Origin of the sequence: Faecalicatena orotica (assembly GCF_905197545.1) — a bacterium.
Lineage (GTDB): Bacteria > Bacillota > Clostridia > Lachnospirales > Lachnospiraceae > Faecalicatena_A > Faecalicatena_A orotica.
In genome coordinates, this window is sequence record NZ_CAJJZH010000004.1 from 463,346 (window position 1) to 487,417 (window position 24,072).

26 protein-coding genes are annotated in these 24,072 nt (G+C 47.8%); 19 read left to right on the plus strand and 7 right to left on the minus strand.

Annotated features, from left to right (window positions below):
• Positions 1-17: 17 nt before the first annotated feature.
• The 8 genes from ABIN22_RS11545 to ABIN22_RS11580 all read left to right on the plus strand — a co-directional run bounded on the left by ABIN22_RS11545 (position 18) and on the right by ABIN22_RS11580 (position 6,476).
• Complete coding sequence (locus tag ABIN22_RS11545; RefSeq protein ID WP_109731568.1) at positions 18-737, plus strand: Crp/Fnr family transcriptional regulator; 720 nt, start codon at positions 18-20, stop codon at positions 735-737.
• A 16-nt stretch (positions 738-753) separates the two neighbouring features.
• On the plus strand, positions 754-1,536 hold the full coding sequence (udp, locus tag ABIN22_RS11550; RefSeq protein WP_109731569.1) for a uridine phosphorylase: 783 nt from the start codon (positions 754-756) through the stop codon (positions 1,534-1,536).
• A gap of 1 nt (position 1,537) precedes the next feature.
• Positions 1,538-2,245 carry a purine-nucleoside phosphorylase gene (gene deoD, locus ABIN22_RS11555; RefSeq protein WP_118618460.1) on the plus strand — a complete coding sequence of 236 codons (708 nt, stop codon included), beginning with the start codon at positions 1,538-1,540 and terminating at the stop codon, positions 2,243-2,245.
• A 103-nt stretch (positions 2,246-2,348) separates the two neighbouring features.
• A complete protein-coding gene (deoC, locus tag ABIN22_RS11560; protein WP_346908752.1) occupies positions 2,349-3,017 on the plus strand; it encodes a deoxyribose-phosphate aldolase in 669 nt (222 codons plus the stop codon).
• Positions 3,004-3,417, plus strand: a complete 414-nt coding sequence (locus ABIN22_RS11565) for a cytidine deaminase (RefSeq protein ID WP_346908754.1) — start codon at positions 3,004-3,006, stop codon at positions 3,415-3,417. The genes deoC and ABIN22_RS11565 overlap by 14 nt, the downstream gene beginning before the upstream one ends.
• Before the next feature lie 33 nt (positions 3,418-3,450).
• Positions 3,451-4,644: a phosphopentomutase gene (locus tag ABIN22_RS11570; protein ID WP_346908756.1), complete on the plus strand. Its 1,194-nt coding sequence runs from the start codon at positions 3,451-3,453 to the stop codon at positions 4,642-4,644.
• A 9-nt stretch (positions 4,645-4,653) separates the two neighbouring features.
• Positions 4,654-5,607 (plus strand): adenosine deaminase, encoded by a 954-nt coding sequence (gene add, locus ABIN22_RS11575; RefSeq protein WP_346908758.1) that lies wholly within the window; start codon positions 4,654-4,656, stop codon positions 5,605-5,607.
• A gap of 68 nt (positions 5,608-5,675) precedes the next feature.
• Complete coding sequence (locus ABIN22_RS11580; RefSeq protein WP_118618468.1) at positions 5,676-6,476, plus strand: Cof-type HAD-IIB family hydrolase; 801 nt, start codon at positions 5,676-5,678, stop codon at positions 6,474-6,476.
• Between the two features lie 181 nt (positions 6,477-6,657).
• Here the strand turns inward: ABIN22_RS11580 and ABIN22_RS11585 are convergent, their stop codons facing one another.
• Together ABIN22_RS11585 and ABIN22_RS11590 are read right to left on the minus strand one after the other, a co-directional pair.
• Positions 6,658-6,870: a cold-shock protein gene (locus tag ABIN22_RS11585; protein ID WP_118618470.1), complete on the minus strand. Its 213-nt coding sequence runs from the start codon at positions 6,868-6,870 to the stop codon at positions 6,658-6,660.
• Positions 6,871-7,071: 201 nt separating this feature from the next.
• Positions 7,072-7,557 (minus strand): CarD family transcriptional regulator, encoded by a 486-nt coding sequence (locus ABIN22_RS11590; protein ID WP_109731577.1) that lies wholly within the window; start codon positions 7,555-7,557, stop codon positions 7,072-7,074.
• 265 nt (positions 7,558-7,822) lie between these two features.
• Here ABIN22_RS11590 and ABIN22_RS11595 point away from each other — a divergent pair, with 265 nt between their 5' ends.
• From ABIN22_RS11595 to ABIN22_RS11610, 4 genes are read left to right on the plus strand one after another with little or no spacing between them, the layout of a single operon-like run.
• Positions 7,823-8,260 (plus strand): MarR family winged helix-turn-helix transcriptional regulator, encoded by a 438-nt coding sequence (locus tag ABIN22_RS11595; RefSeq protein ID WP_346908761.1) that lies wholly within the window; start codon positions 7,823-7,825, stop codon positions 8,258-8,260.
• On the plus strand, positions 8,253-9,611 hold the full coding sequence (locus ABIN22_RS11600; RefSeq protein ID WP_118618474.1) for an MATE family efflux transporter: 1,359 nt from the start codon (positions 8,253-8,255) through the stop codon (positions 9,609-9,611). The genes ABIN22_RS11595 and ABIN22_RS11600 overlap by 8 nt, the downstream gene beginning before the upstream one ends.
• 29 nt (positions 9,612-9,640) lie before the next feature.
• A complete protein-coding gene (locus ABIN22_RS11605) occupies positions 9,641-10,306 on the plus strand; it encodes a response regulator transcription factor (protein WP_118618476.1) in 666 nt (221 codons plus the stop codon).
• Positions 10,303-11,484, plus strand: a complete 1,182-nt coding sequence (locus ABIN22_RS11610) for a sensor histidine kinase (RefSeq protein ID WP_346908764.1) — start codon at positions 10,303-10,305, stop codon at positions 11,482-11,484. The genes ABIN22_RS11605 and ABIN22_RS11610 overlap by 4 nt, the downstream gene beginning before the upstream one ends.
• A 3-nt stretch (positions 11,485-11,487) precedes the next feature.
• Here the strand turns inward: ABIN22_RS11610 and ABIN22_RS11615 are convergent, their stop codons facing one another.
• On the minus strand, positions 11,488-14,166 hold the full coding sequence (locus ABIN22_RS11615) for an ABC transporter permease (RefSeq protein WP_346908766.1): 2,679 nt from the start codon (positions 14,164-14,166) through the stop codon (positions 11,488-11,490).
• Positions 14,166-14,846 carry an ABC transporter ATP-binding protein gene (locus tag ABIN22_RS11620; RefSeq protein ID WP_346908768.1) on the minus strand — a complete coding sequence of 227 codons (681 nt, stop codon included), beginning with the start codon at positions 14,844-14,846 and terminating at the stop codon, positions 14,166-14,168. Before ABIN22_RS11620 ends, ABIN22_RS11615 begins: the two co-directional genes overlap by 1 nt.
• 278 nt (positions 14,847-15,124) lie before the next feature.
• Between ABIN22_RS11620 and ABIN22_RS11625 the strand changes: the two genes are divergently transcribed.
• Positions 15,125-16,111 carry a diaminopimelate dehydrogenase gene (locus tag ABIN22_RS11625; protein ID WP_346908771.1) on the plus strand — a complete coding sequence of 329 codons (987 nt, stop codon included), beginning with the start codon at positions 15,125-15,127 and terminating at the stop codon, positions 16,109-16,111.
• A 118-nt stretch (positions 16,112-16,229) separates the two neighbouring features.
• Here ABIN22_RS11625 and ABIN22_RS11630 read toward each other — a convergent pair whose 3' ends face one another.
• Together ABIN22_RS11630 and ABIN22_RS11635 are read right to left on the minus strand one after the other, a co-directional pair.
• The gene (locus ABIN22_RS11630; protein ID WP_346908773.1) at positions 16,230-16,994 is read right to left on the minus strand and encodes a nucleoside phosphorylase; all 765 of its coding nucleotides are present in this window, start codon (positions 16,992-16,994) and stop codon (positions 16,230-16,232) included.
• A gap of 2 nt (positions 16,995-16,996) precedes the next feature.
• Entirely contained in the window at positions 16,997-17,587 is a 591-nt protein-coding gene (locus ABIN22_RS11635) for a TetR/AcrR family transcriptional regulator (RefSeq protein ID WP_346908775.1), read from the minus strand.
• Positions 17,588-17,828: 241 nt separating this feature from the next.
• On the opposite strand from ABIN22_RS11635, the gene ABIN22_RS11640 reads away from it, so the two are divergent.
• From ABIN22_RS11640 to ABIN22_RS11655, 4 genes are all read left to right on the plus strand, one after another.
• Positions 17,829-18,848 carry an XdhC family protein gene (locus ABIN22_RS11640; protein WP_346908777.1) on the plus strand — a complete coding sequence of 340 codons (1,020 nt, stop codon included), beginning with the start codon at positions 17,829-17,831 and terminating at the stop codon, positions 18,846-18,848.
• On the plus strand, positions 18,838-20,232 hold the full coding sequence (locus ABIN22_RS11645) for an MATE family efflux transporter (RefSeq protein ID WP_346908779.1): 1,395 nt from the start codon (positions 18,838-18,840) through the stop codon (positions 20,230-20,232). Before ABIN22_RS11640 ends, ABIN22_RS11645 begins: the two co-directional genes overlap by 11 nt.
• Positions 20,233-20,327: 95 nt before the next feature.
• Positions 20,328-20,627, plus strand: a complete 300-nt coding sequence (locus ABIN22_RS11650; RefSeq protein WP_118620760.1) for a BMC-T shell protein — start codon at positions 20,328-20,330, stop codon at positions 20,625-20,627.
• A 16-nt stretch (positions 20,628-20,643) separates the two neighbouring features.
• Positions 20,644-20,931, plus strand: coding sequence for a BMC domain-containing protein (locus ABIN22_RS11655; RefSeq protein WP_109731591.1), 288 nt, complete (start codon positions 20,644-20,646; stop codon positions 20,929-20,931).
• Positions 20,932-21,050: 119 nt separating this feature from the next.
• Here ABIN22_RS11655 and pdaA read toward each other — a convergent pair whose 3' ends face one another.
• The gene (pdaA, locus tag ABIN22_RS11660) at positions 21,051-21,935 is read right to left on the minus strand and encodes a delta-lactam-biosynthetic de-N-acetylase (protein ID WP_118620759.1); all 885 of its coding nucleotides are present in this window, start codon (positions 21,933-21,935) and stop codon (positions 21,051-21,053) included.
• A gap of 195 nt (positions 21,936-22,130) precedes the next feature.
• On the opposite strand from pdaA, the gene ABIN22_RS11665 reads away from it, so the two are divergent.
• The gene (locus ABIN22_RS11665; protein ID WP_346908782.1) at positions 22,131-22,922 is read left to right on the plus strand and encodes a Cof-type HAD-IIB family hydrolase; all 792 of its coding nucleotides are present in this window, start codon (positions 22,131-22,133) and stop codon (positions 22,920-22,922) included.
• Positions 22,923-22,960: 38 nt separating this feature from the next.
• Entirely contained in the window at positions 22,961-23,944 is a 984-nt protein-coding gene (locus tag ABIN22_RS11670) for a D-isomer specific 2-hydroxyacid dehydrogenase family protein (protein ID WP_346908784.1), read from the plus strand.
• The last annotated feature ends 128 nt before the right edge of the window (positions 23,945-24,072 follow it).

The following is a 24,072-nucleotide window of genomic DNA, read 5'->3' on the forward strand; positions in this document are numbered from 1 at the left end:
AAAATAAGGAGAGACAGATGAATGAAGTTGTTGAGCTGATCGATGAACTGCATACGAAGGAGAGAGACTACCTGAATAATTATCTGGCGAATGCACCAAAATGGCTTTTGGAGGCATTTCAGATTGTCCGCATAAAAAAAGGAAATGCATTCATTCATGAGAATGCTTATGTGGATACGGTATATATCCTTGTAGAGGGTGTGGTCAAGGCGACAGACTACCGTGTGCAGGAAATCGCCTATGATTATGCGCGGTTCTATCCGGTGGAAGTCTTCGGTGCAATGGAATTTCTGATGGGTTATGAGGAGTACAAGACCACCCTGATCACAGAGACAGACTGCCGTTTCCTGCGGGTATCCAAGGACCAGTTTGCCAAATGGATGCTGACGGATATCCATGCGGTGTTAGAGCAGGTCAAGGCGATGAGTGTGTATCTGCTCGAGCAGGTGAGGAAGGAACGCCTTTTCCTGTTCTTACAGGGAGCGGACCGGCTTTTTCTCCTGTTCATGCAGATTTACCAGAAGTCGGCGAGACATAAGGTGTGCAGGATCAGACTCACAAGAAAGGATCTCTCCAACAGTACAGGACTATGTATCAAGACCATCAACCGCTGCGTGAAGAAGATGGAGGAGGACGGGTATATCTCGAGGGAAGGAAGAACCATCGTGATCGACAGGGACCAGTACCAGAGAATCAAAGCGGTCGTTTCCGAAAAGATTGATGAAGTGGAAGTATAGGAAGGAGCATGCAAGGATGATTAATTATTCAGAAAAAGAAGGAAAACAATACCACATTCAGGTAGGAAAAGGGGATGTGGGGAAATATGTCATCATGCCGGGGGACCCGAAAAGATGTGAGCTGATTGCCAGATATCTTGACCATCCCGTTCTGATGGCGGACAGCCGTGAATATGTTACCTACACAGGGGAACTGGACGGCGTGAAGGTCAGTGTGACCTCGACCGGAATCGGGGGACCGTCTGCATCCATCGCGATGGAGGAACTGGTTATGTCCGGTGCGGATACCTTTATCCGGATCGGCACGAGCGGGGGCATGGATATTGATGTAAAGAGCGGAGATATAGTCATTGCAAACGGGGCTATCCGCATGGAAGGTACGAGTAAGGAATATGCGCCGATCGAATTTCCGGCGGTTCCGGATTTTGATGTAACAAACGCACTTGTCAGTGCGGCGAAGAAATTAGATCAGACATACCATGTAGGTGTGGTGCAGTGCAAAGACTCCTTCTACGGACAGCACTCACCGGAAACCAAACCGGTAGGATATGAGCTGATGAATAAATGGGATGCCTGGGTGAAGCTTGGCTGCAAGGCGTCCGAGATGGAGTCTGCCGCGTTATTTATCGTAGCAAGCTATCTAAAAGTACGTGCGGGTTCCGTATTCCTTGTTCTTGCCAATCAGGAGAGGGCGAAGCAGGGACTGGATAACCCGGTCGTGCACGATACGGATGCGGCAATCCGCGTGGCAGTGGAGGCTGTCAGAGAATTGATTAAACAAGATTTGGGAGGAAAATAGAATGGAAATGACACCAACCGCACATAATGGTGCTGTGAAAGGGCAGATTGCAAAAAAGGTACTGATGCCGGGAGACCCGCTTCGTGCGAAATATATCGCAGAGACATATCTTGAGAACCCGGTCTTATTTACCACGGTCCGCAATATGTTCGGCTATACAGGAACCTATAAAGGAGAAGAAGTATCCGTCATGGGCGGTGGTATGGGGATGCCTTCGATCGGCATTTACTCCTATGAACTGTTTCATTTTTATGATGTGGACCAGATCATCCGCATTGGATCTGCCGGGGCGCTTCAGGACGATGTAAACCTGATGGATGTCGTGATCGGCATGGGGGCCTGCACAGATTCCAACTACGCTTACCAGTACGCTCTGCCGGGGACCTTTGCCCCCATCGCGGATTACGGGCTCGTCAGAAGGGCCGTGGAAGTGGCGGAAGAACAGGGAACACCGGTGGCAGTCGGCAATGTGCTGTCCTCTGACGTGTTCTACAATGCAGATGCTTCGGTTAATGATAAATGGCGCAGCATGGGTGTACTTGCGGTTGAGATGGAGGCGGCGGCCCTGTATATGAATGCCGCGGCAGCTGGGAAGAAAGCGCTCTGCATGCTGACGATCTCGGATCTGATTTATAAAGAAGGAAAATTAAGCGCCGAAGAAAGGCAGTTAGGTTTCCGCAAAATGATGGAGATCGCCCTTGCCATATAAACTTATGAGTAACTCGTTTGTTACAGTGAACACCCGAAGGGTGTTCACTGTATACTTTAATTTTTCGGGCAAATAGTAATTTCCCGCAGTCAGGAGGATGAAAATGGATATAAAAGAGATTTTAAAATGTGTGGACCATACACTGCTCTCTCAGGGGGCAACGTGGGCAGAGATACAGAAAATATGCGATGATGCAGTGGAATACGGTACGGCATCCGTATGTATCCCGCCGTCTTATGTGGCACAGGCAAAGGAGTACGTGAAGGATAAGATGGCTGTCTGCACGGTGATCGGATTTCCGAACGGGTACCAGACCACAAAGACAAAGGTATTCGAGACACAGGATGCACTGGACAACGGAGCCGATGAGATCGACATGGTTATTAACATTGGCTGGGTGAAGGACGGAAAATATGACCTTGTAGAGGAAGAGATACGTGAATTGAAAAAAGTGTGCGGCAGCAAGGTCCTGAAGGTGATCATTGAAACCTGCCTCCTGACGGATGAAGAGAAGGTCAGAATGTGTCAGGCCGTAACAGATGCGGGGGCGGATTATATCAAGACTTCTACCGGCTTCTCCACGGCAGGGGCCACGTTTGAGGATATCGCGCTGTTTGCGGTGAACGTAGGGGAGCATGTGAAGATCAAGGCAGCAGGCGGCATCAGCAGTCTGGATGATGCCGAGAAGTTCATCGGGCTCGGCGCTGACAGGCTGGGAACGAGCCGCATCATAAAACTGGCAAAGGAGAGTGGAGTGAATGCTGCCGGTTAAAGAATTGATTGAACAGGCAATAGACGCGATGGGATATGCGTACACACCGTATTCTGGTTTTAAGGTGGGCGCAGCGCTGCTGGCAAAAAACGGGAACGTATATCGGGGCTGTAACATTGAAAATGCGGCATATACACCGTGCAACTGTGCCGAGCGCACCGCTTTTTTCAAGGCGGTGAGCGAAGGGGTGAAAGAATTCGAGGCGATCTGCATCGTGGGAGGCAAAAACGGCGTTCTGACAGAACTGACCCCTCCCTGCGGCGTGTGCAGGCAGGTGATGATGGAATTCTGCAGGCCAGAGGAATTCCGGATTATTCTCGCTACGGACCAGGAACATTATGAGATCCATACACTTCAGGAAATGCTCCCGATGGGGTTCGGGCCGGATGCTCTGGCGTAAAGAAATGGAAAGATTACAGAAAAGAGGTTAACTATGAGTAAATATCAGCGTATTTTTGTAATTGTTGTAGATTCCCTTGGGGCCGGTGCCGCTCAGGATGCCGCAGACTATGGCGATGCAGGGGCCGACACTCTGGGGCATATTTCGCAGAGTGTGGCTACCTTCCGCATCCCGAATCTTGAAAAACTGGGGATCGGGAATCTGCATCCTATGCGGCAGATCCCCCCGGCAGAACATCCGCTGGCATACTATACGAAAATGAATGAGATCAGCAAGGGGAAAGACACCATGACCGGACACTGGGAGATCATGGGCTTAAAGACAGAGAAACCCTTTATTACGTTCACGGAAACAGGTTTCCCGAAAGAATTGATAGAGGAACTTGAGAAAAGGACCGGACATAAAGTGATTGGTAATAAGAGCGCCAGCGGGACGGAGATTCTGGAGGAACTGGCCGAGGAAGAGATTGCAACCGGGCATATGATTGTCTATACGTCAGCGGATTCTGTGCTCCAGATCTGCGGAAACGAGGAGACCTTTGACCTGAAGGAACTGTACCGCTGCTGCGAGATTGCAAGAGAACTGACGATGCGGGACGAATGGAAGGTAGGGCGCGTGATAGCAAGGCCGTATGTCGGAAGGAAGAAAGGCGAGTTCAAGAGAACAAGCAACCGTCATGACTATGCGGTGAAGCCCTTCGGCAAGACTGCCCTGAATGCGCTGAAGGATCACGGGTTCGATGTTATTTCCATCGGGAAGATCAATGATATTTTCGCAGGGGAAGGCATCACCAGGGCGTTGAAGTCTAAAAGCTCTGTGCACGGGATGGACCAGACTATCGAGATCGCGGAAAAAGAAGCGTTTAACGGACTGTGCTTTGTAAACCTGGTGGATTTTGACGCCCTCTGGGGACATCGCCGGGACCCGGAGGGATATGCCCGTGAGATAGAGAAATTCGATGAAAAGCTGGGAATCCTTCTGGACAAAATGAAGGAAGACGATATGCTCATCATTACTGCAGACCACGGCAATGACCCGACTTACACGGGAACCGACCATACACGGGAAAAAGTGCCATTTATTGCATACTCCAAATCAATGGAGGGGAGCGGGGAACTGCCGGAGACAGATACATTTGCTGCGATCGGGGCAACCGTTGCCGACAATTTCGGCGTGAAGATGCCTAAAGGAACCATAGGGACATCCATACTGGATCAGTTAAAGTAGAGGGTTTACATGAATACAATAGAAAACTTAAAGAAATACGACCTGCACTGCCATCTGGATGGCTCCCTCAGTGCAGTGACCATCCGGAAACTTGCATGTGAGACTGGAAGGGACCTGCCGGATGATGCCGCCCTCTCAAGCCTCCTTCAGGTGCAGCCGGACTGCCGTAGTCTGAAGGAATACCTGATGAAGTTTGACCTGCCACTGTCATGCCTGATTACGAAAGAAAATTTCCGTACGGCAGTCAGGGAAGTACTCCATGATGCGTCTCTGGAGAACGTTGTTTATATGGAAATTCGTTTCGCCCCGCTCTTGTCCGTCCATGAACAGCTTTCTGCAAGGGAGATTATCGAGGGCGCCATCGAAGGAATGGAAGAGGGGAAGGCGGCTTACCATGTGGACTGCGGCCTGATTCTCTGCGGGATGCGGCATATGGCTGTGGAGAAAAATGTAGAGCTGGTAAAGACGGCAAGGGAATATATGGATGCCGGTGTCTGCGCGGTTGACTTAGCCGGTGATGAGGCATCATTTCCGGTGACGGGGCAGGCGAAGATGTTTGAGACAGCGCAGCGTCTTGGAATCCCTTTTACGATACATGCAGGAGAGTGCGGCAGTGCGAAAAGCATCCGGGATGCACTGGAACTCGGCGCGTCACGTATCGGACACGGCATTGCGGCTGGGAAAGATAGGGAGCTGGGAGAATACTGTGCCGGAAAACGGATTTGTTTTGAAATGTGTCCGACCAGCAACCTGCAGACCCATGCGGTGGAATCTATGGAAGAATACCCGTTCCTTTCATTTCTGGAGGCCGGGATACCGGTGACAGTCAATACAGACAACCGGACGGTGAGCAATACAACGATTACAAAAGAGCTGAAACTCCTTGAAAAATATTATAAGCTGACTTATAGTGATATGGAACAGCTGATGAAACATGCAGAAGAGGCTGCTTTTCGAAAATAAGGGACGTAAGACTACATAAATTAGAAATACGAAACTACTTAATCAGGCATATCAGGGGAGAAGCAAAGATGGGGTATAAGTTTATTGCGGCGGACATGGACGGGACACTGCTGAACCAGTCCGGGAAAATCACACCGCGCACACTGGAGGCGGTCAAAAAAGCGGCGGAGAAGGGGATTCTTTTCTCGGTATCTACAGGCCGCCCGATACAGGGGGTCGAAATCTATCAGCCTATATTGAACCTGAAAGCTCCGTTTATCACTTATAACGGGGCTATGATTGTTCTTTCTGATACCCGTAAGATCCTGTTTCAGCAGGAACTGGAAAAAGAAGATGCCCGGAAGATCCTGAAGGCGGGCAGGGAATTCGAGACGACGATGTGCATCTGGTCAGCGAACCGGCTGTATGGGAATGTGTTAAACGACAGGATTCATGATTATAAGAAGCTCTCAGGGGTGGAACCGGAGCTGATTGAGGATGAGGAGGCACTTTTAGAGCAGGGGATCACAAAGATCCTGTGGTACGATGATGCCGGGTCCTTACTTAAGTGGCAGGATGAACTGGCCGCATGTGATTTTCACAATGTCACGTACTGTACCTCCAAACCCGTGTTTCTGGAGTTTTTCAACAGCAAAGTGTCGAAAGCGGCGGCAATGGCAAAAATAGGAGAGATGTATCACATAAGAAGAGAAGAAATGATCGCAGTCGGAGACGGTTTCAACGACCTGTCCATGATAGAATACGCAGGCCTTGGCGTAGCGATGGGAAATGCACCCGAAGAAGTCAAAAAGAAAGCAGCATATATCACTGCATCCAACGAAAAGGACGGGATCGCAGAGGTGATAGAAAAATTTATCCTGAACACTTAAAAAGCACTGATACACCGGACTTCTGCGGCAGGGGATGATTCCCCCGCCCGTGTTCCGTGTTTCAGTGCTTTTTTTGATTTCATAAAACGTGATGGTTCAAAATACAAATATTCAAATGGATGATAATAATCGTACACCGGAATAAAATATGTTTGGAACTATTGGTTCTATAGAAAAATTCTTATGCAGCGCAAACGTTGGCTGCTTTCAGCTTTCTGCTGTCTTTCGGGTCAGTCTCTGTATCAAATGTTACTTTCTGACCTTCTTCAAGGCTTTTGTATCCATTAGACATAATTGCTGAAAAATGAACGAAAACGTCATTTCCTGAATTGTCGTCTGTGATGAAACCAAATCCCTTCTGTGCATTAAACCATTTTACTGTACCGTTATTCATAATCAGTACCTCCATTTTAATATTTGTATTAACCGAACAAAAAAAGAAGGACAATGAATTAATAAGATTCATTGCCCTTCCGGTTTTCGATTCAAATTAACAACTGTTGTTACTTTACCATACAAATAAATGAATGTCAAGAAAATTTTGAAAATTCTGAAAATTTATTTTCACAGACAACGGGCTAAAGTCTTTAATCTTTTATAATGCATCTTCAATCCAGCCGTGCAGCTGGTCTATCGGTACGTTCAATGCAACTGAAAATTCATAGTCGATTAATTTCCCGACTTTTTGCAGGTAGCGGTCATCGCTGACACAGAGGTGCTTTCCGGTTCCGACACGCCTGTTTTTCTCCTGAAGGATTCCCTTGAACATCTTGAGCCGTGTCAGGCAGCAGCCGTTCTTAATCACATCGAGATATTCCTTGTCTCGTTCCTTTGCATTCGGGTTATACTGCCCTTCGATCTCGGGCAGCTTTGCAAGGCAGTTTGCAGCGGTTTCACGGGAAATCACGGTGCGGAGTTTATCCTCATTCTCTAAAGTTACATAGACTACGTTTTTGGAATTTTCTAAAGATTCCAGTGTATAATATTTTCGGTCTGATTTGATAAAATCGGGAACACCGATATCTTTAATTGTATACAGGTCACCATTCTCATAAACTACGATTTCATTGATTTGATACATTTTTCACCCTTACTTTCTGAAACTGATTAACAAAAGGAAAAGCTACCCTGACAACTGCGGCAAAGTAGTCAGACGTAGCTTATTTAACTATTATAGCACAAAATTACGGAAAATTGAATAGGAAATTCAGGAAGCGGATTTTTCCGGATATCTTTTCTTGACATCCTGTAATCATAAGCATATAATAGTTGTGCTGTACAACTGTTGTATTATACAACTATTATACGGTGAAATCGCATCACAATGGCACATGTAAGGAGTACATATGAAGAATTATTATGTAAGTATCATCAGACGGTGTGAACTTGCCTACATCCGCAGTGAACTGGAGGCATTCGGACTGATCCCGATGGAGGGGAGGCTGATCCGCCTGCTGAAAGACCGAAGCAGCAGTCAGGAGGAGCTGGGGGAGACTCTTGATATCGATAAAGGCAGGATTGCACGTACGATCTATGCGCTGGAGGAAAAGGGGCTTGTCTGCCGGATTACGAATGATAAGAACCGGCGGCAGAAGCTTGTTTCACTGACGGAAAGAGGGAACGAGATATACGGCACTATCTGCAGGATCTACGAGGCATGGGACGACATCTGCTATGAAGGCTTTACAGATGAAGAAAGAGAACAGAATCATGAATTCATAAAACGTATTTCCCAGAATGTGCTGGAATACAAAAAAGAAAATGGGGGAAAGAAAAATGGTTAAAAATCTTACGAACGGCAGACCCTTGAAGCTGCTGTTTTTCTTTGCACTGCCGATGGTACTGGGAAACCTGTTCCAGCAGCTTTATAATATGGTCGACTCGATGGTGGTCGGGAAATTTGTCGGTGAGGATGCGCTGGCGGCGGTTGGTTCTTCCTTCCCTGTTGTATTTTTGGCCGTAGCGGTAGCAGCAGGGCTGTCAATGGGATGTACAGTTGTTATTTCCCAGCTTTTTGGTGCGGGACAGATTAAAGAGATGAAGACGACGATTTACACGGCGCTGATTGCTTTGGGTGTCATCGGACTTGTGATCATGGCAGCAGGAGAAATAATCTCACTGCCGCTTCTGAAACTTCTTGGGACCAATCAGGAAATTCTGGCAGACTCACTGACATATCTGAGAATTTATTTCGGCGGGGCAGTCTTCCTTTTTCTATATAATACACTGAACGGTATTTATAACGCACTCGGGGACAGTAACACACCCCTGAAGTTTTTGATGGTATCTGCACTGACAAACATCGGCCTGGACCTGCTTTTTGTTATTAAATTCGGTATGGGGGTTGCAGGCGTTGCATGGGCGACTCTGATTGCACAGGGACTGTGTGCGGTCATTTCATTTACCGTGCTGATGAGGAGGCTCAGAAAGATGGAGAATGAACCCGCATATGCAGATCAGAAACCGGGGCTTTTTGAGTGGGCTGCGGCGAAGAGGATTGCGAAAATCGGTGTACCTTCCATGATCCAGCAGTCCATCGTTTCCGTCAGTATGATGCTGATGCAGGGGCTGGTGAATTCTTACGGCAAGGTATTCGTGGCAGGCTATACGGCGGCTACAAAGATAGATACACTGGCAATGATGCCGAATATGAACTTCTCCAATGCCATGTCCAGTTATACGGCCCAGAATATCGGAGCGGGAAAAGAGGACAGGGTGATACAGGGTTATAAGGCGAGCCTCTTGATGGTCCTGATCTTTTCTGTTATTATTACAGGTGTTATCTTCCTGTTCGGACCGAACCTTCTGGGGCTTTTCCTGAATGCCGGTTCAGCCGGAAGTGCAATGGCATATGGTATGAAATATATGAAAACGGTATCTGTATTTTATGTGCTGATGGGATTCATGTTTGTAGGAAACGGAATGTTAAGAGGAGCCGGTGATATGGGGGCATTCATGTTGAGTTCCATGTCCAATCTGGTTGCGCGTGTCATCATCGCGTACCTGCTGGCACACTTCATCGGTTCCAGTGCAATCTGGTGGTCAATACCGATTGGATGGGGGATCGGTGCGATCTTCTCATTCCTGCGGATCAGGAGCGGGAAGTGGAAAACAAATAAACTTCTGAAAGAATAGGAAAACCGTCAGTATCATCCGGAGGGCATATGATCAGAATTTTGTTAATCGAAGATGATGAGACAATTTCATTTGGCATTACAGCAGCATTAAAACGAAAAGGATATATGTGTACAGCCTGTTCCACGGTTAAAGCGGGGAAACAGGCTGTTTCCGATGAGTTTCAGCTTATCCTGCTCGACCTCAATCTGCCGGATGGCAGCGGCTATGATTTCTGCAGATGGGTAAAGGAGCGATTTAAGACTCCGATCATTTTCCTGACGGTCCGGGATGATGTCCGGGATATTACGAAAGGGCTGGATATGGGGGCCGACGACTATGTGACGAAACCGTTCCATATTGAAGTTCTGGAGTCGAGGATGAAAGCCGTACTCAGGAGGGTGCCGGAAGAAAAGCAGAACCTGCTGTCGTGCGGGGACATCTGTCTCGATAAGGATAAGATGCAGGTCAGCATGAACGGGGACGAGGTGGAACTGACGGCTCTGGAATACCGCCTTCTGTGCGTGCTGCTCGAGAATAAGGGCAGGACTCTGCCGAGAAATCTGATACTCGATAAACTGTGGGATGCGGAAGGCAATTTCGTTAATGATAATACACTAACAGTCACTGTAAAACGGCTGAGGAAGAAACTGTCCGGCACAGAGCTTATCGTTACGATACGCGGTATCGGTTACAGGATGGAGGATAAAGCATGAAACAGCGGGGAATGAAAGCATTTCTGATCTCCTTCATACTCTGGCTCATCCCCGTCTTCGCGGGAGGTTTCGTGACAGCTGCATTTTTAAGCGCACACGAATATAACATGACGGCAAATCTGGCAGAAGCAGTTCAAAGGGAGGGGTCCCTTCCGGAGGCACTGAAAGATGCCTATAGAAAAGGAGACGAAGCAGGCAGCAGCGCCCGGGCATACTTAAAGAGGTATGGATACAGAAGGCTGGGAAGGTTTACGGATAATCTTCCATTCACTCTTATGCTCAATCTGGTACTGTTTGAGACAGCGGGCTGCATCATATTTTTTGCAGAAGGAAAACGTAAGAAGAAACAGGCAGAGAGAATTACGGAACTGACCAATTACTTAAAAGCGGCAGACCAGGGCAGGGCGGCCGTACTCATGCGGAAAGAGGATGCATTTTCCCATCTGGAAGATGAGATTTACAAGACCGTTGCCGAACTTTACGGTACAAAAGAAGAGGCAGTGAAAGACCATGAAATACTGGCAGCGAGGATTGCCGACATTGCACACCAGTTAAAAACGCCGCTTACGTCTATGTCGCTGATGACGGAATTACTGGAACCTTCCCAGAAGGAAGAACAGGAATATCTTGAACGGCTGAAGCATCAGGTCGAACGGCTGAAAGGTCTGGTAGACGGACTTCTGGCACTTGCGAAGCTGGATTCCCATACACTTAAGCTGCATATGGAGGCAGCAGACATGGAAGACCTGTTGGATGCCGCTAAAGAGCCGCTTCAGGATATGCTGGACAAAAGGCAGGTAAAACTGGATGTCCGGCCGCCGGAAAGCGGGCAGGAAATCTGGATAAATGCAGATATGCAGTGGACATCCGAGGCCATTTTAAATGTACTTAAAAATTGTGCGGAGCATACGCCACAAGGCGGAGTGATCCGCATAAACTATGAGCAGAATCCATTATATACGGAGCTGCTGATTGAAGACGGAGGCACCGGCTTTTCCAAGAAAGACATGCCTCATTTATTTGAACGGTTTTACAGGGGGGAACGTGCCGGAAAAGACAGCGCCGGGATCGGGCTTGCGCTTACCAAACTGATTTTGGAAGAACAGAACGGGCAGATCCGTGCAGAGAACTCTGCTGACGGACATGCCCGGTTCTGTATAAGATTCTATAAAAAATAGGTGTCAGATGGTATCATCCTTGATTGCAGAGATGATATTCTGCCTTTGAATTCTTCTGCCGCCTGTATAATAGGCTCCGATGACTGCGAGGAGGACTAATCCGGTGTATCCAAGCAGTATCCCGAAAGGTGCATAGGGCAGGTATTCCAGTAAACCGACCTCGTTTATATTCAGAAAGACTGCCAGAATGGCGATCTGGAACGGAAGGCTGTAGAGCAGGGGCTTCAGCCCGAGGGTCAGGCCTTCCAGAAACAGCATCCGCCAGAGCTGCGCTGGTGATAGTCCTGCCGACTTCAGCATGGCAAATTCACGGCTCCGCTGTCTTAAGTTGCCGGAGATACTTGCCCAAATGTTGGAGAGGCCGATCAGTGCAAGCAGTCCGGTCAGAAAGGCAACGATTTTGGCCATCACACCGTTTGTCTCTTTACTCATTTCTTCCTTTTCGGCCAGATCTGAGAGCATATAGTCACCGCTCCCATAGTAATGTCCCACAATCTCCCGGATTCTGGAGGTTGTTTTCTCAATCAGCGGATAGGAAACGCCCCCGGAAGTATCTGTTATGAAATTCCCATATACGGAAGCTGCCCTGAGGCGTCTCTTTTCACTGCAGGAGGCTGCCAGATCCATTACGTGTTCCATAGGCATGACTGCTGCCAGCGTAAATCTGGACAGGCCCAGTCCCTCGGAAGGCAGTTCTGTTACAATATCTCCTGCTGTCAGCTGGAATTCAAAATCCCCGGTGTCCTCATCATAGGCCCGTTCTGTAAATGGGATGGTCTGTCCCGCCTCCAGTTTCAGCATCTCGCGGTATACATTCTCCCTGCGTGTGCTGGCGTATGGATCAGCGGTCTGGTTATAGATAATTGCTTTGGAGGAATCTTCATAGTATGCTTCCGGATCGATCCCCAATTGCCGGCAGTATTCACGGAAACTATCGTCTTCCAGACCGATCAGTGTAGAAAAAATCCGGTATTTCCCGTCCCTCTCGATTGGTGAATACTTCTTCTCAGAGACAATCTTATCAAATCCCCCCAAATGGGTCTCAATATCATCGGAGGCCTGATCCGGTGTAATCCAGGTGGCACAGGGCATTTGGTCATATAATACATATTTCTGTACGCCGGGAACTTCCTTCAACTCATCAAGCGCCTTCTGCTCGGGCGCCCTGCCGTCACTGATAGACAGAAAAATATGCCCTTCTGCTTCATCCTGTGTCCGATACACTTCTCTTGCCGCATTCTGGGCAGTAAAAATATATAAAAACCCAGTCAGGAGCAGGAAGGAGAGACAGAGTGAAATCGTGGCTGTCCGGTAAGACTTTTTTCGTGCTGTCAGGGCATTCGAGGCCAGTTCACCGCTGATTCCAAAATGGCCAGAGATACGGCTCTGCCTGATTTTCTTCCCTTTCAGTGTCTCCACCTGTCTCAGAGCTTCTACAGGCATCATTTTGGCAACTTTTCTGGCAGGTATCCTGGCGGATAACCATGCCGTAATGATGGAAAGAACCGCAGCGGGCAGAACCGCGGGAATCCCAAATGTCAGTACAATGTCGGGAGCCGTTCTGCCGATGTCATTAGCGGCATTGATCAGGCGGAATAATTCTATATCCAGCAGCCAGCCGCACAGAAGGCCAAGCGGAAGCGGAATGATCAGGAGCACCATTGCCTCAGAGGATACGGCCGATTTGATCTGTTTCGGGGAAGCCCCTATCCCTGCGAGCGTACCGAGCTGCGTCATTTTTTCATTTGCAGACAGGGCGAATGCATTGTGAATGACCAGTACAAATACGGCAATCAGAAGCGCAGCCAGTACAAGGAACATAAGAGGTACGGCCAGGATGTTCAGACTGGTGATGCTTATAATCTGGTCAGGCGGAAGGACTGCATATTTCAGGAGCAGGTCTGTATTATATCTGAGGTTATAGTTTCCATATTCATCCTTCTGGTATCCGATTGATTCGGCAAGGGCGGGAAGCTCCCTGTATGTGCTGCGTATTGAGTCAAAGCGCAGGTATACGGTAATATTGTCTTCCGGTTTAATCGTTTCTTCGTCCAGAAAGCCAAGTCCTGTATAGGCAGGAACAGAAGAGGAGGTAGCGACATCCATGATTCCAACCAGTTTATAAGTCTTTGTCCCTGTCTGGCGGAAGGTCTCACCGTCACGCCATATATCTGTTTCCATGCACACCCTGCCGTCATAGATCCTCTGGCCTACAGGAAGCGTGAGCGTGTCTCCCAGAGAGGCCTCGGGGTGGTCATCGAAGTATTGTTTTGAGAGGGCAAGTTCATCCTCGGCCTCTGGAATACGCCCTTCAATGACGGTGCTTTTTTCCGGCATGGAATTCCAGTATTCCTCATTCGCCCCGCGCGTAATCAGGTACATTCTTCTGCCTTCATCCTCCAGCTTTGCGGCTTCCCAGGCTCCTTTGAGCAGTACCGCGGATACGGATGCATAATTTTTAATGTATTCAAGGTCTTTTGCACTTGTATTGTCAAACAGCTCCCCATGCCAGTTTCCGTTTTCGTTGACCGACAGGGCGATGGAATCGGTCCACATCGTATACACGAAACCACTGAAGCAGGACATCATCGTGGTCATGAGGAAGAGAGCCGTCATAATGGCCAGACTCGTTCTTTTATTCCGTCTTAATGTATCCCATACATATTCTCGTATAATCTTCATCAGGACACCACCTCGTCATGCAGGATTTTTCCATCCTCCAGTGTAATGATGCGGTCTGCCTTGAGGGCTGTCTTTTCGTCATGGGTGATCAGCAGGATGGTCTGTCCGTACTGCCGGTTGGAAAGCTTCAGCAGGTCGATGGTTTCTTCTGAGTTCTTTCTGTCCAGATTGCCGGTAGGCTCATCAGCCAGCAGGATTGCCGGACGGTAGATCAGGCTTCTTGCGATTGCGACACGCTGCTGTTGTCCGCCGGAGAGTTCGCTTGGCAGGTGTGTCAGACGTTCCGTGAGACCCAGCGTGGAGACAAGATGGCGGAATCGTTCCTCATCCGGCGTCTGGTTATCCAGAAGGACCGGCAGCAGGATGTTTTTCCGGACATTGAGGGTGGGGATCAGATTATAAAACTGGTAAACAAGCCCCACCTTCCGCCGCCTGAAGACGGCAAGCTGCTCCTGACTGAGTGCAGAGATATCAGTATCTTCTATGAATATGTTTCCTTTGGTCGGACGGTCCACCCCTCCTAACATGTGTAACAGGGTTGATTTCCCGGAACCCGATGCCCCTATGATGGCGGTGAAGCTTCCCCTTTCGAGAGAAAGACTGACATCATCAAGGGCGGATACGGTATTCGAACCACTTCCATAAGTTTTTGTAAGATGGCTGCAGCGCAGTATTTCCATAGTTTCTAACTCCTTTCCAGATTCATAACACGTATCCGGCCAGAACAGGAACAGGTACGCCGAAAAGATTTACAAATCCTCTTTGGCGATGGTGTTGGCCGGTTCTGGTCAGTTACGATGATATCATATTAGCTTGGGAAAGTGACAGGAAAGTGACAAAAAAGATTTTGGAGCATGTAAAATCTGTTACGAATTTTAAATTGTGCATCACGCCCTCATATGTTATACTAATTATCGGTTAAAACTTGTGATATGAAGATTGGAAGGAAGGATATACGATGGAGAAAATCAGAATTGGAATTGTGGGATATGGCAACATCGGACGTGGTGTGGAGCTTGCAGTGGAGCGCAATGAGGATATGGAACTGAAGGCAGTCTTTACAAGACGTGCACCGGAGTCTGTAAAGATTCTTACAGAAGGCGTGCCGGTGGTACATATGGATGATATGTCCGGTATGAAGGATGAGATTGATGTTATGATTTTATGCGGGGGTTCTGCGACAGACCTTCCGGTGATCGGACCACAGATTGTTAAGAATTTTAACACAATCGACAGTTTTGATACTCATGCGAAGATTCCGGAGTATTTTGTAAACATGGACAAGGCTGCAAAAGAGGGTGGTAATATCGGAATTATCTCTGTAGGCTGGGACCCGGGAATGTTTTCCCTGAACAGAATCTACGCGGAGTCTATCCTTGTAGATGGAGATACCTATACATTCTGGGGCAAGGGCGTTAGTCAGGGACATTCAGATGCAATCCGCCGTGTAGCGGGCGTGAAGAATGCTATTCAATATACTGTGCCTGTTGAAGAAGCAGTGGAGAAGGTACGCAGCGGATGTGGACCGAAGCTGACAACAAGAGAAAAGCATTTGAGAGAATGCTATGTGGTAGCCGAGGAGGGTGCAGACCTCAAGGAGATCGAAGAGACAATCAAGAATATGCCGAACTATTTCTCAGATTACGACACAACGGTTAAATTTATCACGGAAGAAGAGCTGAAGGCGAACCACAGCAAGATGCCTCACGGCGGATTCGTGATCAGAAGCGGTGAGACCGGACGTGATGGAAATAAAAATGTGATCGAATACTCCCTGAAACTGGATTCTAATCCGGAATTTACATCCAGTGTCCTTGTATGCTATGCGAGGGCTGCTTACAGATTAGCTAAGAACGGGGAAGCGGGAGGAAGGACTGTATTCGATATTGCTCCGGGAATGCTTTCCATGAAATCTGCGGAGGAACTCAGAGCAGAACTGCTGTAAGGCCAGAGTGTGTTAAAAGATTAGGATTGAAAAATGCCGTCTGTGAGGATCAATATGTAAAGGTCCTCACAGGCGGCATTTTAAATCCTACTGAATCAGGTTCTTTTTCTTAAACATATCATAAACAGAGTGCACAGTCAAAAGCGAGAGTCATGTATTTTTCTGCACCTTTTAGTCCATATTCTATCAGGTCATTAGGTTCCCAGTGTTCCCCGGACAGGCTGTCGGCCCCATACAGGAACTGGGCAAACAAAACCTGCCTGAATTGTGTGACGGCGAGGGCGGCGGAGCACTCCATTTCTACGGTCAGGCAGCCCTGCTTTCTTCGTTCTTCGATTCGTTTAGGAGTCTCCCTGTAAATGGCATCGGTGGTCCATGTTTTTCCGGTTACATATGGAACGTTCTTCCTGCAGAAGCATTCCTTTAGGACTTCAACGGAATGAGGGTCGGCATTGATGGTTTCACTGGAGGGCAGATAGTGGTAGCTTGTGCCCTCATCCCTGACAGCGGACACTGGGATCATGAGTTTCCCCTGCGTGGCGGTGTCATCGAGCATTCCGGCGCAGCCGAACATCACCAGTTTTTCGGCCCCTAATGCGATGATTTCCTCAAGACCTGCTATACAGGCAGGTGCACCGACCCGTGAGAGGAAGAAAGCGATCCGGTGTCCAGCATAGTTTATCTCATAGACGGGGAGAATGCCGTTCGCCGAGTATAAGTTTGTAATGACCTGTACGCCCTTCACGGAGGCAAATTTCTGAATGATATTTTCTGAAAATGTTGTGACGCACCTCTTTGGAAAGCCGGGAATTGGTTTGGTAGAATCCTGTGGATTGATGTATGCCTGCCTTGTATTGTCGTAATGCTGGAATATGGTTGCCATAATTATACCTCCTTGGGAATGACTAAGATTTTGCGGATTTCCCCCAGTATGTGTGCGGGGATTGTTTCGTCTATAGGCATGAGACAGCTGTACATCCTGACACCCTGATAGGAAAACAGAAGCAGGTCGATGACGGCCCGGACATCGGCCGGATAGAATTCTTTTCTGCCGATCCCGTATTGTATCAGACTTTGCCACATTTCAGAGGAAAGCAGGTATTGTTCATAAATGCTGTTTTCTTTCGAACCATGTTCCTGCATACTAAAATATTCAAAGATTGCCACACTCAAACAAGCCGCACTGTCGGTCATCTCGATTTGATACCGGTTCAGGACTTCATCCAGAATTGTAACCGCAGATATGCCGCTGTTGAGTTTAGTCTGGAAATCCTGGTCCTGCCTGCTCATAAGGTCATGGATGATCTCTGAAAAAATCTGCCCGGTACCGGTATAGTGGCAGTAGAGTCCGCCGCGGCTCAAACCTGTGGCTTCACAGATATCCTTCATGGTGACTTCTTTGAATCCTTTTTCTGCGAAAAGCAGGTAAGCGTTTTCTTTGATTGTCTGTCTGGTTGCTTCACCTTTTTTATTCACTTGATTTCCTCCTGGATTATTTTTTGAAAAACCGACACTTGTGTCTGTAAATTTATTGTACGACATATGTGTCGGAAAATCAAGACGGGATGACTACCATTTCTGGTAATATGAATCTTCGGAGTTACTGTTCACCCCGTGCCGTGCACGCTGAGTGTGCACAATAATTCTGTGGGTGCAATTTACCGGGGAATCGGTTATAATAGTGAAGGTTATAAATTTTAAGAAAAGGATTGATAGCATGAAAAAACTATTTCAATTATTAGAAGAAACTCTGCGGCAGGGGCAGGATGCGGTGCTTGTGACGATTATTGCAAGTTCCGGCTCCACACCGCGCGGCACAGGTGCACGTATGCTGGTCACATCTGCAGGCAGGATCGGCGGCACAATCGGCGGAGGGGCTGTGGAGTATTACAGTGAGGAAGCGGCGCTGGAGGTTCTTGCCGAAAAGGATTCACGTACAGAGCACTACAGCCTGAAGAAAAATGAAGTTCAGGACCTTGGCATGATCTGCGGCGGTGATGTAGATGTGTATTTTCAGTTTCTTTCTGCCGCTGAACCGCAGAATACTGCGCTTATGCAGCATATAGAAGCACTGTACCAGACAGGGGAAGAATTCTGGATCATCAATGAACTTTCGGCGGGGGCACAGGGACCCATGTCAGTTTATGCGCAGACAGGAGGACTGGTAGGACAGCCTGTGCCGGATGCTGTCATCGAAAGTCTCGGGGAGAAGGCGAAACAATTTGAGGCCGGGGGCAGGATTTTTTACTGTGAAAAAATGATGAAATCGGGAAGGGTTTATATATTCGGCGGGGGCCATGTTTCTCAGGCGCTTGTCCCGGTGCTGAAGTCTGTGGATTTCCGCTGCGTTGTTCTGGAGGACCGGAAAGAATTCAGCCGTCCGGATTTATTTCCGGGAGCGGAGGAAGTTCTTTTGATTGAGAACAGCCATATCGCGGACTATGTGGATATCGGGGCATCGGATTATGTCTGTATTATGACGCGGGGGCACAAGGATGACCTGGAAGTACAGGCGCAGGTCCTCCATACGCAGGCGTATTATATCGGGGTGATTGGCAGCAGGCACAAGAAGGCAGGCGTGTTTGAAAAGTTGAGGGGCATGGGTTTCACGGAGGCTGATCTGGACAGAATTACGACGCCTATAGGTCTTTCCATCGGCGCTGAAACTCCGGCCGAGATCGCGGTGAGCATCGCGGGGCAGCTGATAGAGAGGCGGGCTCAGAAAGATGAGCGCTAAAAAATCAGGTGATATGACAAGTGGGAGCCCGGTCAGGCTGATGATCGGGTTTATGGTCCCCATGTTTTTAGGAAATGTATTCCAGCAGTTTTATAATATTGCGGATTCTATCATTGCGGGACAGTTCCTCGGGGTGAATGCGCTTGCAGCGATCGGAAGTACCGGTTCTTTGATGTTTATGGTTACGGGATGGATCAGCGGGATTAGCAGCGGATTTGCGATTCTGGTGGCTCAGTGGTTCGGGGCCCGCAAATATGACCGGATGCGGCATTTTACGGCGATGTCTGTCTATCTGACGGCCGGGATTACGGTCCTTATGACCGCGGGTCTTCTGGCGGCGAATAAACCAATCCTGAGGCTGATGAATACTCCGGGGGAACTGATGCCGGATGTGAGCGGTTACATGGCGGTGATTTATACAGGACTGATCGTGACGGCGGCCTATAATTCCCTTGCGGCCGTGATGAGGGCGCTGGGGGATTCCAAATCGCCCCTGTATTTTTTGATTATCTCTGCCGTGATCAACATATTTCTGGATATTGTATTCATTGCATGGTTCCATATGGGGGTTGTCGGATGCGGGTATGCAACCGTGATCGCGCAGGGAATATCGGCATTGTTATGTTTTTTGTATATCAGGAAGAGGTTTCATATCCTGCATTTAAAACGGGAGGATTTCCGGATATCATGGGACAGCATTAAAAAGCTGCTGGCGCTTGGGATTCCGATGGGTCTCCAGTTTTCCATTACCGCCATCGGTACGATCATTGTCCAGGGTGCTGTTAATATTTACGGTGCGGTTTATATAGCCGGTTTTGCGGCGGGGGCAAAGATACAGAATCTGGTTGCCAGTGTTTATGTTGCGTTTGGAGCTACGGCGGCGACCTTTGTAGGGCAGAACTGGGGTGCAGGAAAGCTGGACAGGGTGAAAAAAGGTGTTTTGTATACACAGATTATGATACTGGTCAGCAGTGCAGTTCTGATGGGAGTTATTTTCTTCTTCGGGAGATATCTCGTGCTGATGTTCGTATCGCCGTCTGAAACGGGCGTGATTGATGCGGCAGTTATGTATTTTATGGCAGTGTTCTGGTGTTATCCGTTTCTGGGAAGCATTTTCGTGTACCGGAATGCGCTCCAGGGCATGGGATACGGACTGGTGCCCATGCTGGGAGGGGTATTCGAGCTTGCCGCCCGTGCTGCGGTTGTGGCCGTGCTTGCGGGGAGGGCGAGTTACTTCGGAGTCTGCCTCTCTGACCCGGCGGCATGGCTTGCGGCGCTGATCCCTCTGGTGCCTTACTATTTTTACAAGATGAAGAAAGCATCTAAATTAGAAGATCAAATTCAGAAATCTGAAAAAGCGTCGAAATCATCCGTTTTTAGTTGAAATCGTTTGAACAGTTATATATAATAAAAATATTAGCAGAGCAGTAAGAAGAAAAAGAGTAATGGGAAGAGCTGTTCTGCAGTCAGGAGGAAATTATGGCCGGACAATATGAAGGTATGGCGATAGGTGTATTTGAGCTGGACAGCGAGTGTGCATGTTTTGTAGCATTAGATGCGGCAGCCAAGGCTGCGGATGTGAAGATTCAGGCAGTGGAGAGGAACCGTCTGGGAGCGGGCGCATGCGTAAAGCTGCGTGGGAATGTTTCTAATGTAAAAGCGGCAATGGAAGCAGCACTTAGAGTGGCAGAACCGATTTCAAAGATTGTTTCGCATACAGTGATCGCAGCACCACTGGCAGAGACAGAACCAGCAATCACAATGACGATTAATAAGTAAGGAAGAGGTATTAGTTATGGCATATGGAGCATATGGACTGGTAGAAGTCCTGGGAGAAGCTAATGCTGTGCTGGTGACGGACCAGATGCTGAAAGCAGCAGACGTATCATACGAGACACAGGATACAAAGTGCGGGGGACATGCCCTGATCTTTATCAGCGGCAGTGTATCAGCAGTGAGCGCCGCAGTGGAGAGTGTAACAGTGGCTCCACCGTGTAAAGTATTCAACTCAGCAGTCATCTCTAATCCGTCAGAAGAGATGGTGAACATCGTAGAGGGATTTAAAAACAGAAAGAAAAAATAATTGTACATACAGTATGAACAACAGAATCAATAAAAAGCAGCGGTTAGAGACTTTCAAGAGTCCGGCCGCTGCTTTTTTGTGACTATTCTGAAAACGGACCGCAAAAGGGTCTGACCCCTTTACAGTTCCTGCAGTGTTTTGAAGGTATATCCCATTTCTTCCCACTTGGTCAGCAGTTCATCTAATATTTCCCCGTTTGTTTTGGAGGTGCTGTGCAGCAGGACGATTGCACCGGGGTGGATTCTGCCGAGGAGTTTTTCGAAGGCTTCTTCTTTGGTGGGCTGGTCATTTTCGTACCAGTCGACATAGGCTAGGCTCCAGAAGAATGTTTTGTACCCCAGGTCTTTTGCCATCTGCAGGTTTGATTCGCTGTATTTGCCTTGCGGCGGACGATAGAACTTCGTCATTTCTTCTCCAGTGGCCTCTTTGTATGCGGCTTCTACATCTCCAAGCTCCTTCTGGAAGGCTTCTTTGGTCGAGATCTGCGACATATCGGGGTGATGGTATGTATGGTTTCCTACGGTGTGGCCTTCTGCCGTCATCCGTTTTACGAGGTCGGGGTTTGTTGAAATGAATGTGCCGACGACAAAAAATGTGGCGGAGACGTTATGTTTTTTCAGTGCATCCAGAATTGCGGGCATGTTTCCGTTTTCAAAGCCTGCATCGAAGGTGAGGTAGATGACTTTTTCGTCTGCATTTCCAGTATAGTATGCATCGTATTTTTTCAATTCCTCAGAGGTTGCGTTGGCGACCGGCGGCTGTCCCTCCTGCTGGAAGCTCAGTCCCCAGTTTCCGTCCGCGGAGGCAGCAATCTCTGCAGAGGCGGCGCTGCCCTCAGGAATGGTATCGGCCGAGGTGATTGTTTCGGCGGCATCGGGAGAGAAGTGGTCCTGCACCTTACCGGCGGCAGTTCCGGCGAGGAAAGCGGCTGCAAACAGCAGCAGTGTTTTCGCGCCTTTCTTTAAAAGCGTTTTCTTTTCCAGATTTTTCAGATTGATTTTCATTTTATCACCAGAATCTTATTCTCTACAGTATATGTCGGAATCACAGAAATATTTTCGGTTGAGGCAAATATGTAAAGTAATGGGAGGAATCGGGAATTTTTTGTGCGGTATAGAAATGGATTTTTTACGGAAATAGTGTTAAAGTGGTAGAGTGAGATTAAAAAATGAAAGAAAATAGGATGACAGGAGATATTTATGAAGAAGGCAGCGTTATTTTTTGATATTGACGGTACGATATTAAGTGAGATTACGAAGGAAATACCACAGAGCGCTCTGGATGCCATGCTTGCGGCAAAGAAGGCGGGGCATCTGCTTTTTATTAATACAGGACGAACACTATGCAGTATTCCGGCGCAAATAAAACAGTTTCCGTTTGATGGATTTTTATGCGGGTGCGGAACATATCTGACGTATCAGGATGAGATTCTGTTTGCAAGTTCGATTCCGGAACAAAGAGGGCGCGAAATCATCCGGAAGATGATGGAATGTAAAATTGAAGGGATTATAGAGGCAGTGGACGATGTTTACCTGCCGGAACGGATTTCCCGGTTTGACAGGCTCGAAAGTTCAAAAAGATACTTTCGAAGTGAAGGGCTGGGGATGGAAACGTATCTGGAAACAGGAAATTTTATCTACGACAAGCTGTTTGTCTACGCGGATGAAAAGAGTGATAAGGAGGCATTTTTCAAGTTTATCGAGAAGGACATTGAACCAATTGACCGGGGCGAAAATACTTATGAGTGTATTCAAAAAGGATATTCTAAGGCAACGGCATGTGAGTTTATAATGAATAAATTCAGAATGGAGCGGGAGCAGGCGTATGTGTTCGGTGACAGCACGAATGATATATCTATGTTTGAATATGCAGTGCATACAGTTGCGATGGGGAACCATGCAGAAGAACTGGACCCCTATACAGAATATGTGACGGCAAAAGTGGAAGAAGACGGGATTGCCCGGGCAGTCAGGCACTATGGATTGATGTAGAATACTAGAATCAAACACACTCCAGGGAGGGATAAGAGATGAAGATTTTTGTGTATAATTACAGGGAATTTGATGAAGCAGTGTTTTTTCAGAAATTTTCAAAAGAATATGAGGTGGAGCTTGGCATCTGCCATGATGATCCATGTATGGAGAATGCGCACCTTGCGGCAGGATATGAATATATCAGTATCATAACGACAAAGATCGATGAGGAACTGATGGCGAAGTTCCACGAATTGGGCGTCAGGATGATTTCCACAAGGACGATTGGATATGACCATATCGATCTTGAGGCGGCAAAGAAGTATGGCATGAAGGTAAGCAACGTGTCGTATTCGCCTGAGTGTGTTGCTGATTATACGGTTATGCTGATGCTGATGGCGGTCCGCAAGATGAAACGAATCATGCAGAGAGAGGAGATCAACGACTTTTCCCTTCCCGGGATACAGGGCGTGGAAATGCACAACCTGTCGGTCGGTGTGATCGGTACAGGAAGGATCGGACAGGCAGTGATCCGCGACCTGAGCGGCTTTGGGTGTAAGATATACGCCTATGATCATCATCAAAATGAGAGTGTTGCAAAATATGGAGAATATGTAGATCTGGAGACCCTTTATAGGACATGTGACATGATTACCCTTCACATGCCGTTGAATGATGATAATTTCCATATGATTGATGCAGAGGCAATTAATAAGATGAAGGACGGCGCCGTGCTGATTAACACTGCCAGAGGCGGGCTGGTCGATACAAAGGACCTGATTGACGCGCTGGAATCTGAGAAAATCGGGGCAGCGGCTATGGACGTGATCGAGGATGAGTTCGGTATGTATTATTATGACAGAAAGTCAGATATCCTGAGCAAGCGGGACCTGTATATACTAAGGGGATTCCCGAATGTGATCGTAACCCCGCACATGGCTTTTTATACGGACCAGGCGGTGAGCGATATGGTGAAGCATTCGATAGAGAGCTGTTGTATGAATGAGAAAGGGGTTAAAAATCCCTGGGAGATCGTTTGAAAATTCTGACAATGGCGCGCAAAAGGGGGGGGCCCCATTTGGCGCCCATTTAAGAAATTTTTTTGGAATTAGTAGTGTATATTATTTAACAAAATTTTAAAAACCATTTTTTTAAAACAAAATTATTT

Bases quoted from the DNA above. Each gene is read 5' to 3' on its own strand.
- ABIN22_RS11545 (WP_109731568.1), top strand. From the start codon at position 18: ATGAATGAAGTTGTTGAGCTGATCGATGAACTGCATACGAAGGAGAGA.
- udp (WP_109731569.1), top strand. From the start codon at position 754: ATGATTAATTATTCAGAAAAAGAAGGAAAACAATACCACATTCAGGTA.
- deoD (WP_118618460.1), top strand. From the start codon at position 1,538: ATGGAAATGACACCAACCGCACATAATGGTGCTGTGAAAGGGCAGATT.
- deoC (WP_346908752.1), top strand. From the start codon at position 2,349: ATGGATATAAAAGAGATTTTAAAATGTGTGGACCATACACTGCTCTCT.
- ABIN22_RS11565 (WP_346908754.1), top strand. From the start codon at position 3,004: ATGCTGCCGGTTAAAGAATTGATTGAACAGGCAATAGACGCGATGGGA.
- ABIN22_RS11570 (WP_346908756.1), top strand. From the start codon at position 3,451: ATGAGTAAATATCAGCGTATTTTTGTAATTGTTGTAGATTCCCTTGGG.
- add (WP_346908758.1), top strand. From the start codon at position 4,654: ATGAATACAATAGAAAACTTAAAGAAATACGACCTGCACTGCCATCTG.
- ABIN22_RS11580 (WP_118618468.1), top strand. From the start codon at position 5,676: ATGGGGTATAAGTTTATTGCGGCGGACATGGACGGGACACTGCTGAAC.
- ABIN22_RS11585 (WP_118618470.1), bottom strand. From the start codon at position 6,870: ATGAATAACGGTACAGTAAAATGGTTTAATGCACAGAAGGGATTTGGT.
- ABIN22_RS11590 (WP_109731577.1), bottom strand. From the start codon at position 7,557: ATGTATCAAATCAATGAAATCGTAGTTTATGAGAATGGTGACCTGTAT.
- ABIN22_RS11595 (WP_346908761.1), top strand. From the start codon at position 7,823: ATGAAGAATTATTATGTAAGTATCATCAGACGGTGTGAACTTGCCTAC.
- ABIN22_RS11600 (WP_118618474.1), top strand. From the start codon at position 8,253: ATGGTTAAAAATCTTACGAACGGCAGACCCTTGAAGCTGCTGTTTTTC.
- ABIN22_RS11605 (WP_118618476.1), top strand. From the start codon at position 9,641: ATGATCAGAATTTTGTTAATCGAAGATGATGAGACAATTTCATTTGGC.
- ABIN22_RS11610 (WP_346908764.1), top strand. From the start codon at position 10,303: ATGAAACAGCGGGGAATGAAAGCATTTCTGATCTCCTTCATACTCTGG.
- ABIN22_RS11615 (WP_346908766.1), bottom strand. From the start codon at position 14,166: ATGAAGATTATACGAGAATATGTATGGGATACATTAAGACGGAATAAA.
- ABIN22_RS11620 (WP_346908768.1), bottom strand. From the start codon at position 14,846: ATGGAAATACTGCGCTGCAGCCATCTTACAAAAACTTATGGAAGTGGT.
- ABIN22_RS11625 (WP_346908771.1), top strand. From the start codon at position 15,125: ATGGAGAAAATCAGAATTGGAATTGTGGGATATGGCAACATCGGACGT.
- ABIN22_RS11630 (WP_346908773.1), bottom strand. From the start codon at position 16,994: ATGGCAACCATATTCCAGCATTACGACAATACAAGGCAGGCATACATC.
- ABIN22_RS11640 (WP_346908777.1), top strand. From the start codon at position 17,829: ATGAAAAAACTATTTCAATTATTAGAAGAAACTCTGCGGCAGGGGCAG.
- ABIN22_RS11645 (WP_346908779.1), top strand. From the start codon at position 18,838: ATGAGCGCTAAAAAATCAGGTGATATGACAAGTGGGAGCCCGGTCAGG.
- ABIN22_RS11650 (WP_118620760.1), top strand. From the start codon at position 20,328: ATGGCCGGACAATATGAAGGTATGGCGATAGGTGTATTTGAGCTGGAC.
- ABIN22_RS11655 (WP_109731591.1), top strand. From the start codon at position 20,644: ATGGCATATGGAGCATATGGACTGGTAGAAGTCCTGGGAGAAGCTAAT.
- pdaA (WP_118620759.1), bottom strand. From the start codon at position 21,935: ATGAAAATCAATCTGAAAAATCTGGAAAAGAAAACGCTTTTAAAGAAA.
- ABIN22_RS11665 (WP_346908782.1), top strand. From the start codon at position 22,131: ATGAAGAAGGCAGCGTTATTTTTTGATATTGACGGTACGATATTAAGT.
- ABIN22_RS11670 (WP_346908784.1), top strand. From the start codon at position 22,961: ATGAAGATTTTTGTGTATAATTACAGGGAATTTGATGAAGCAGTGTTT.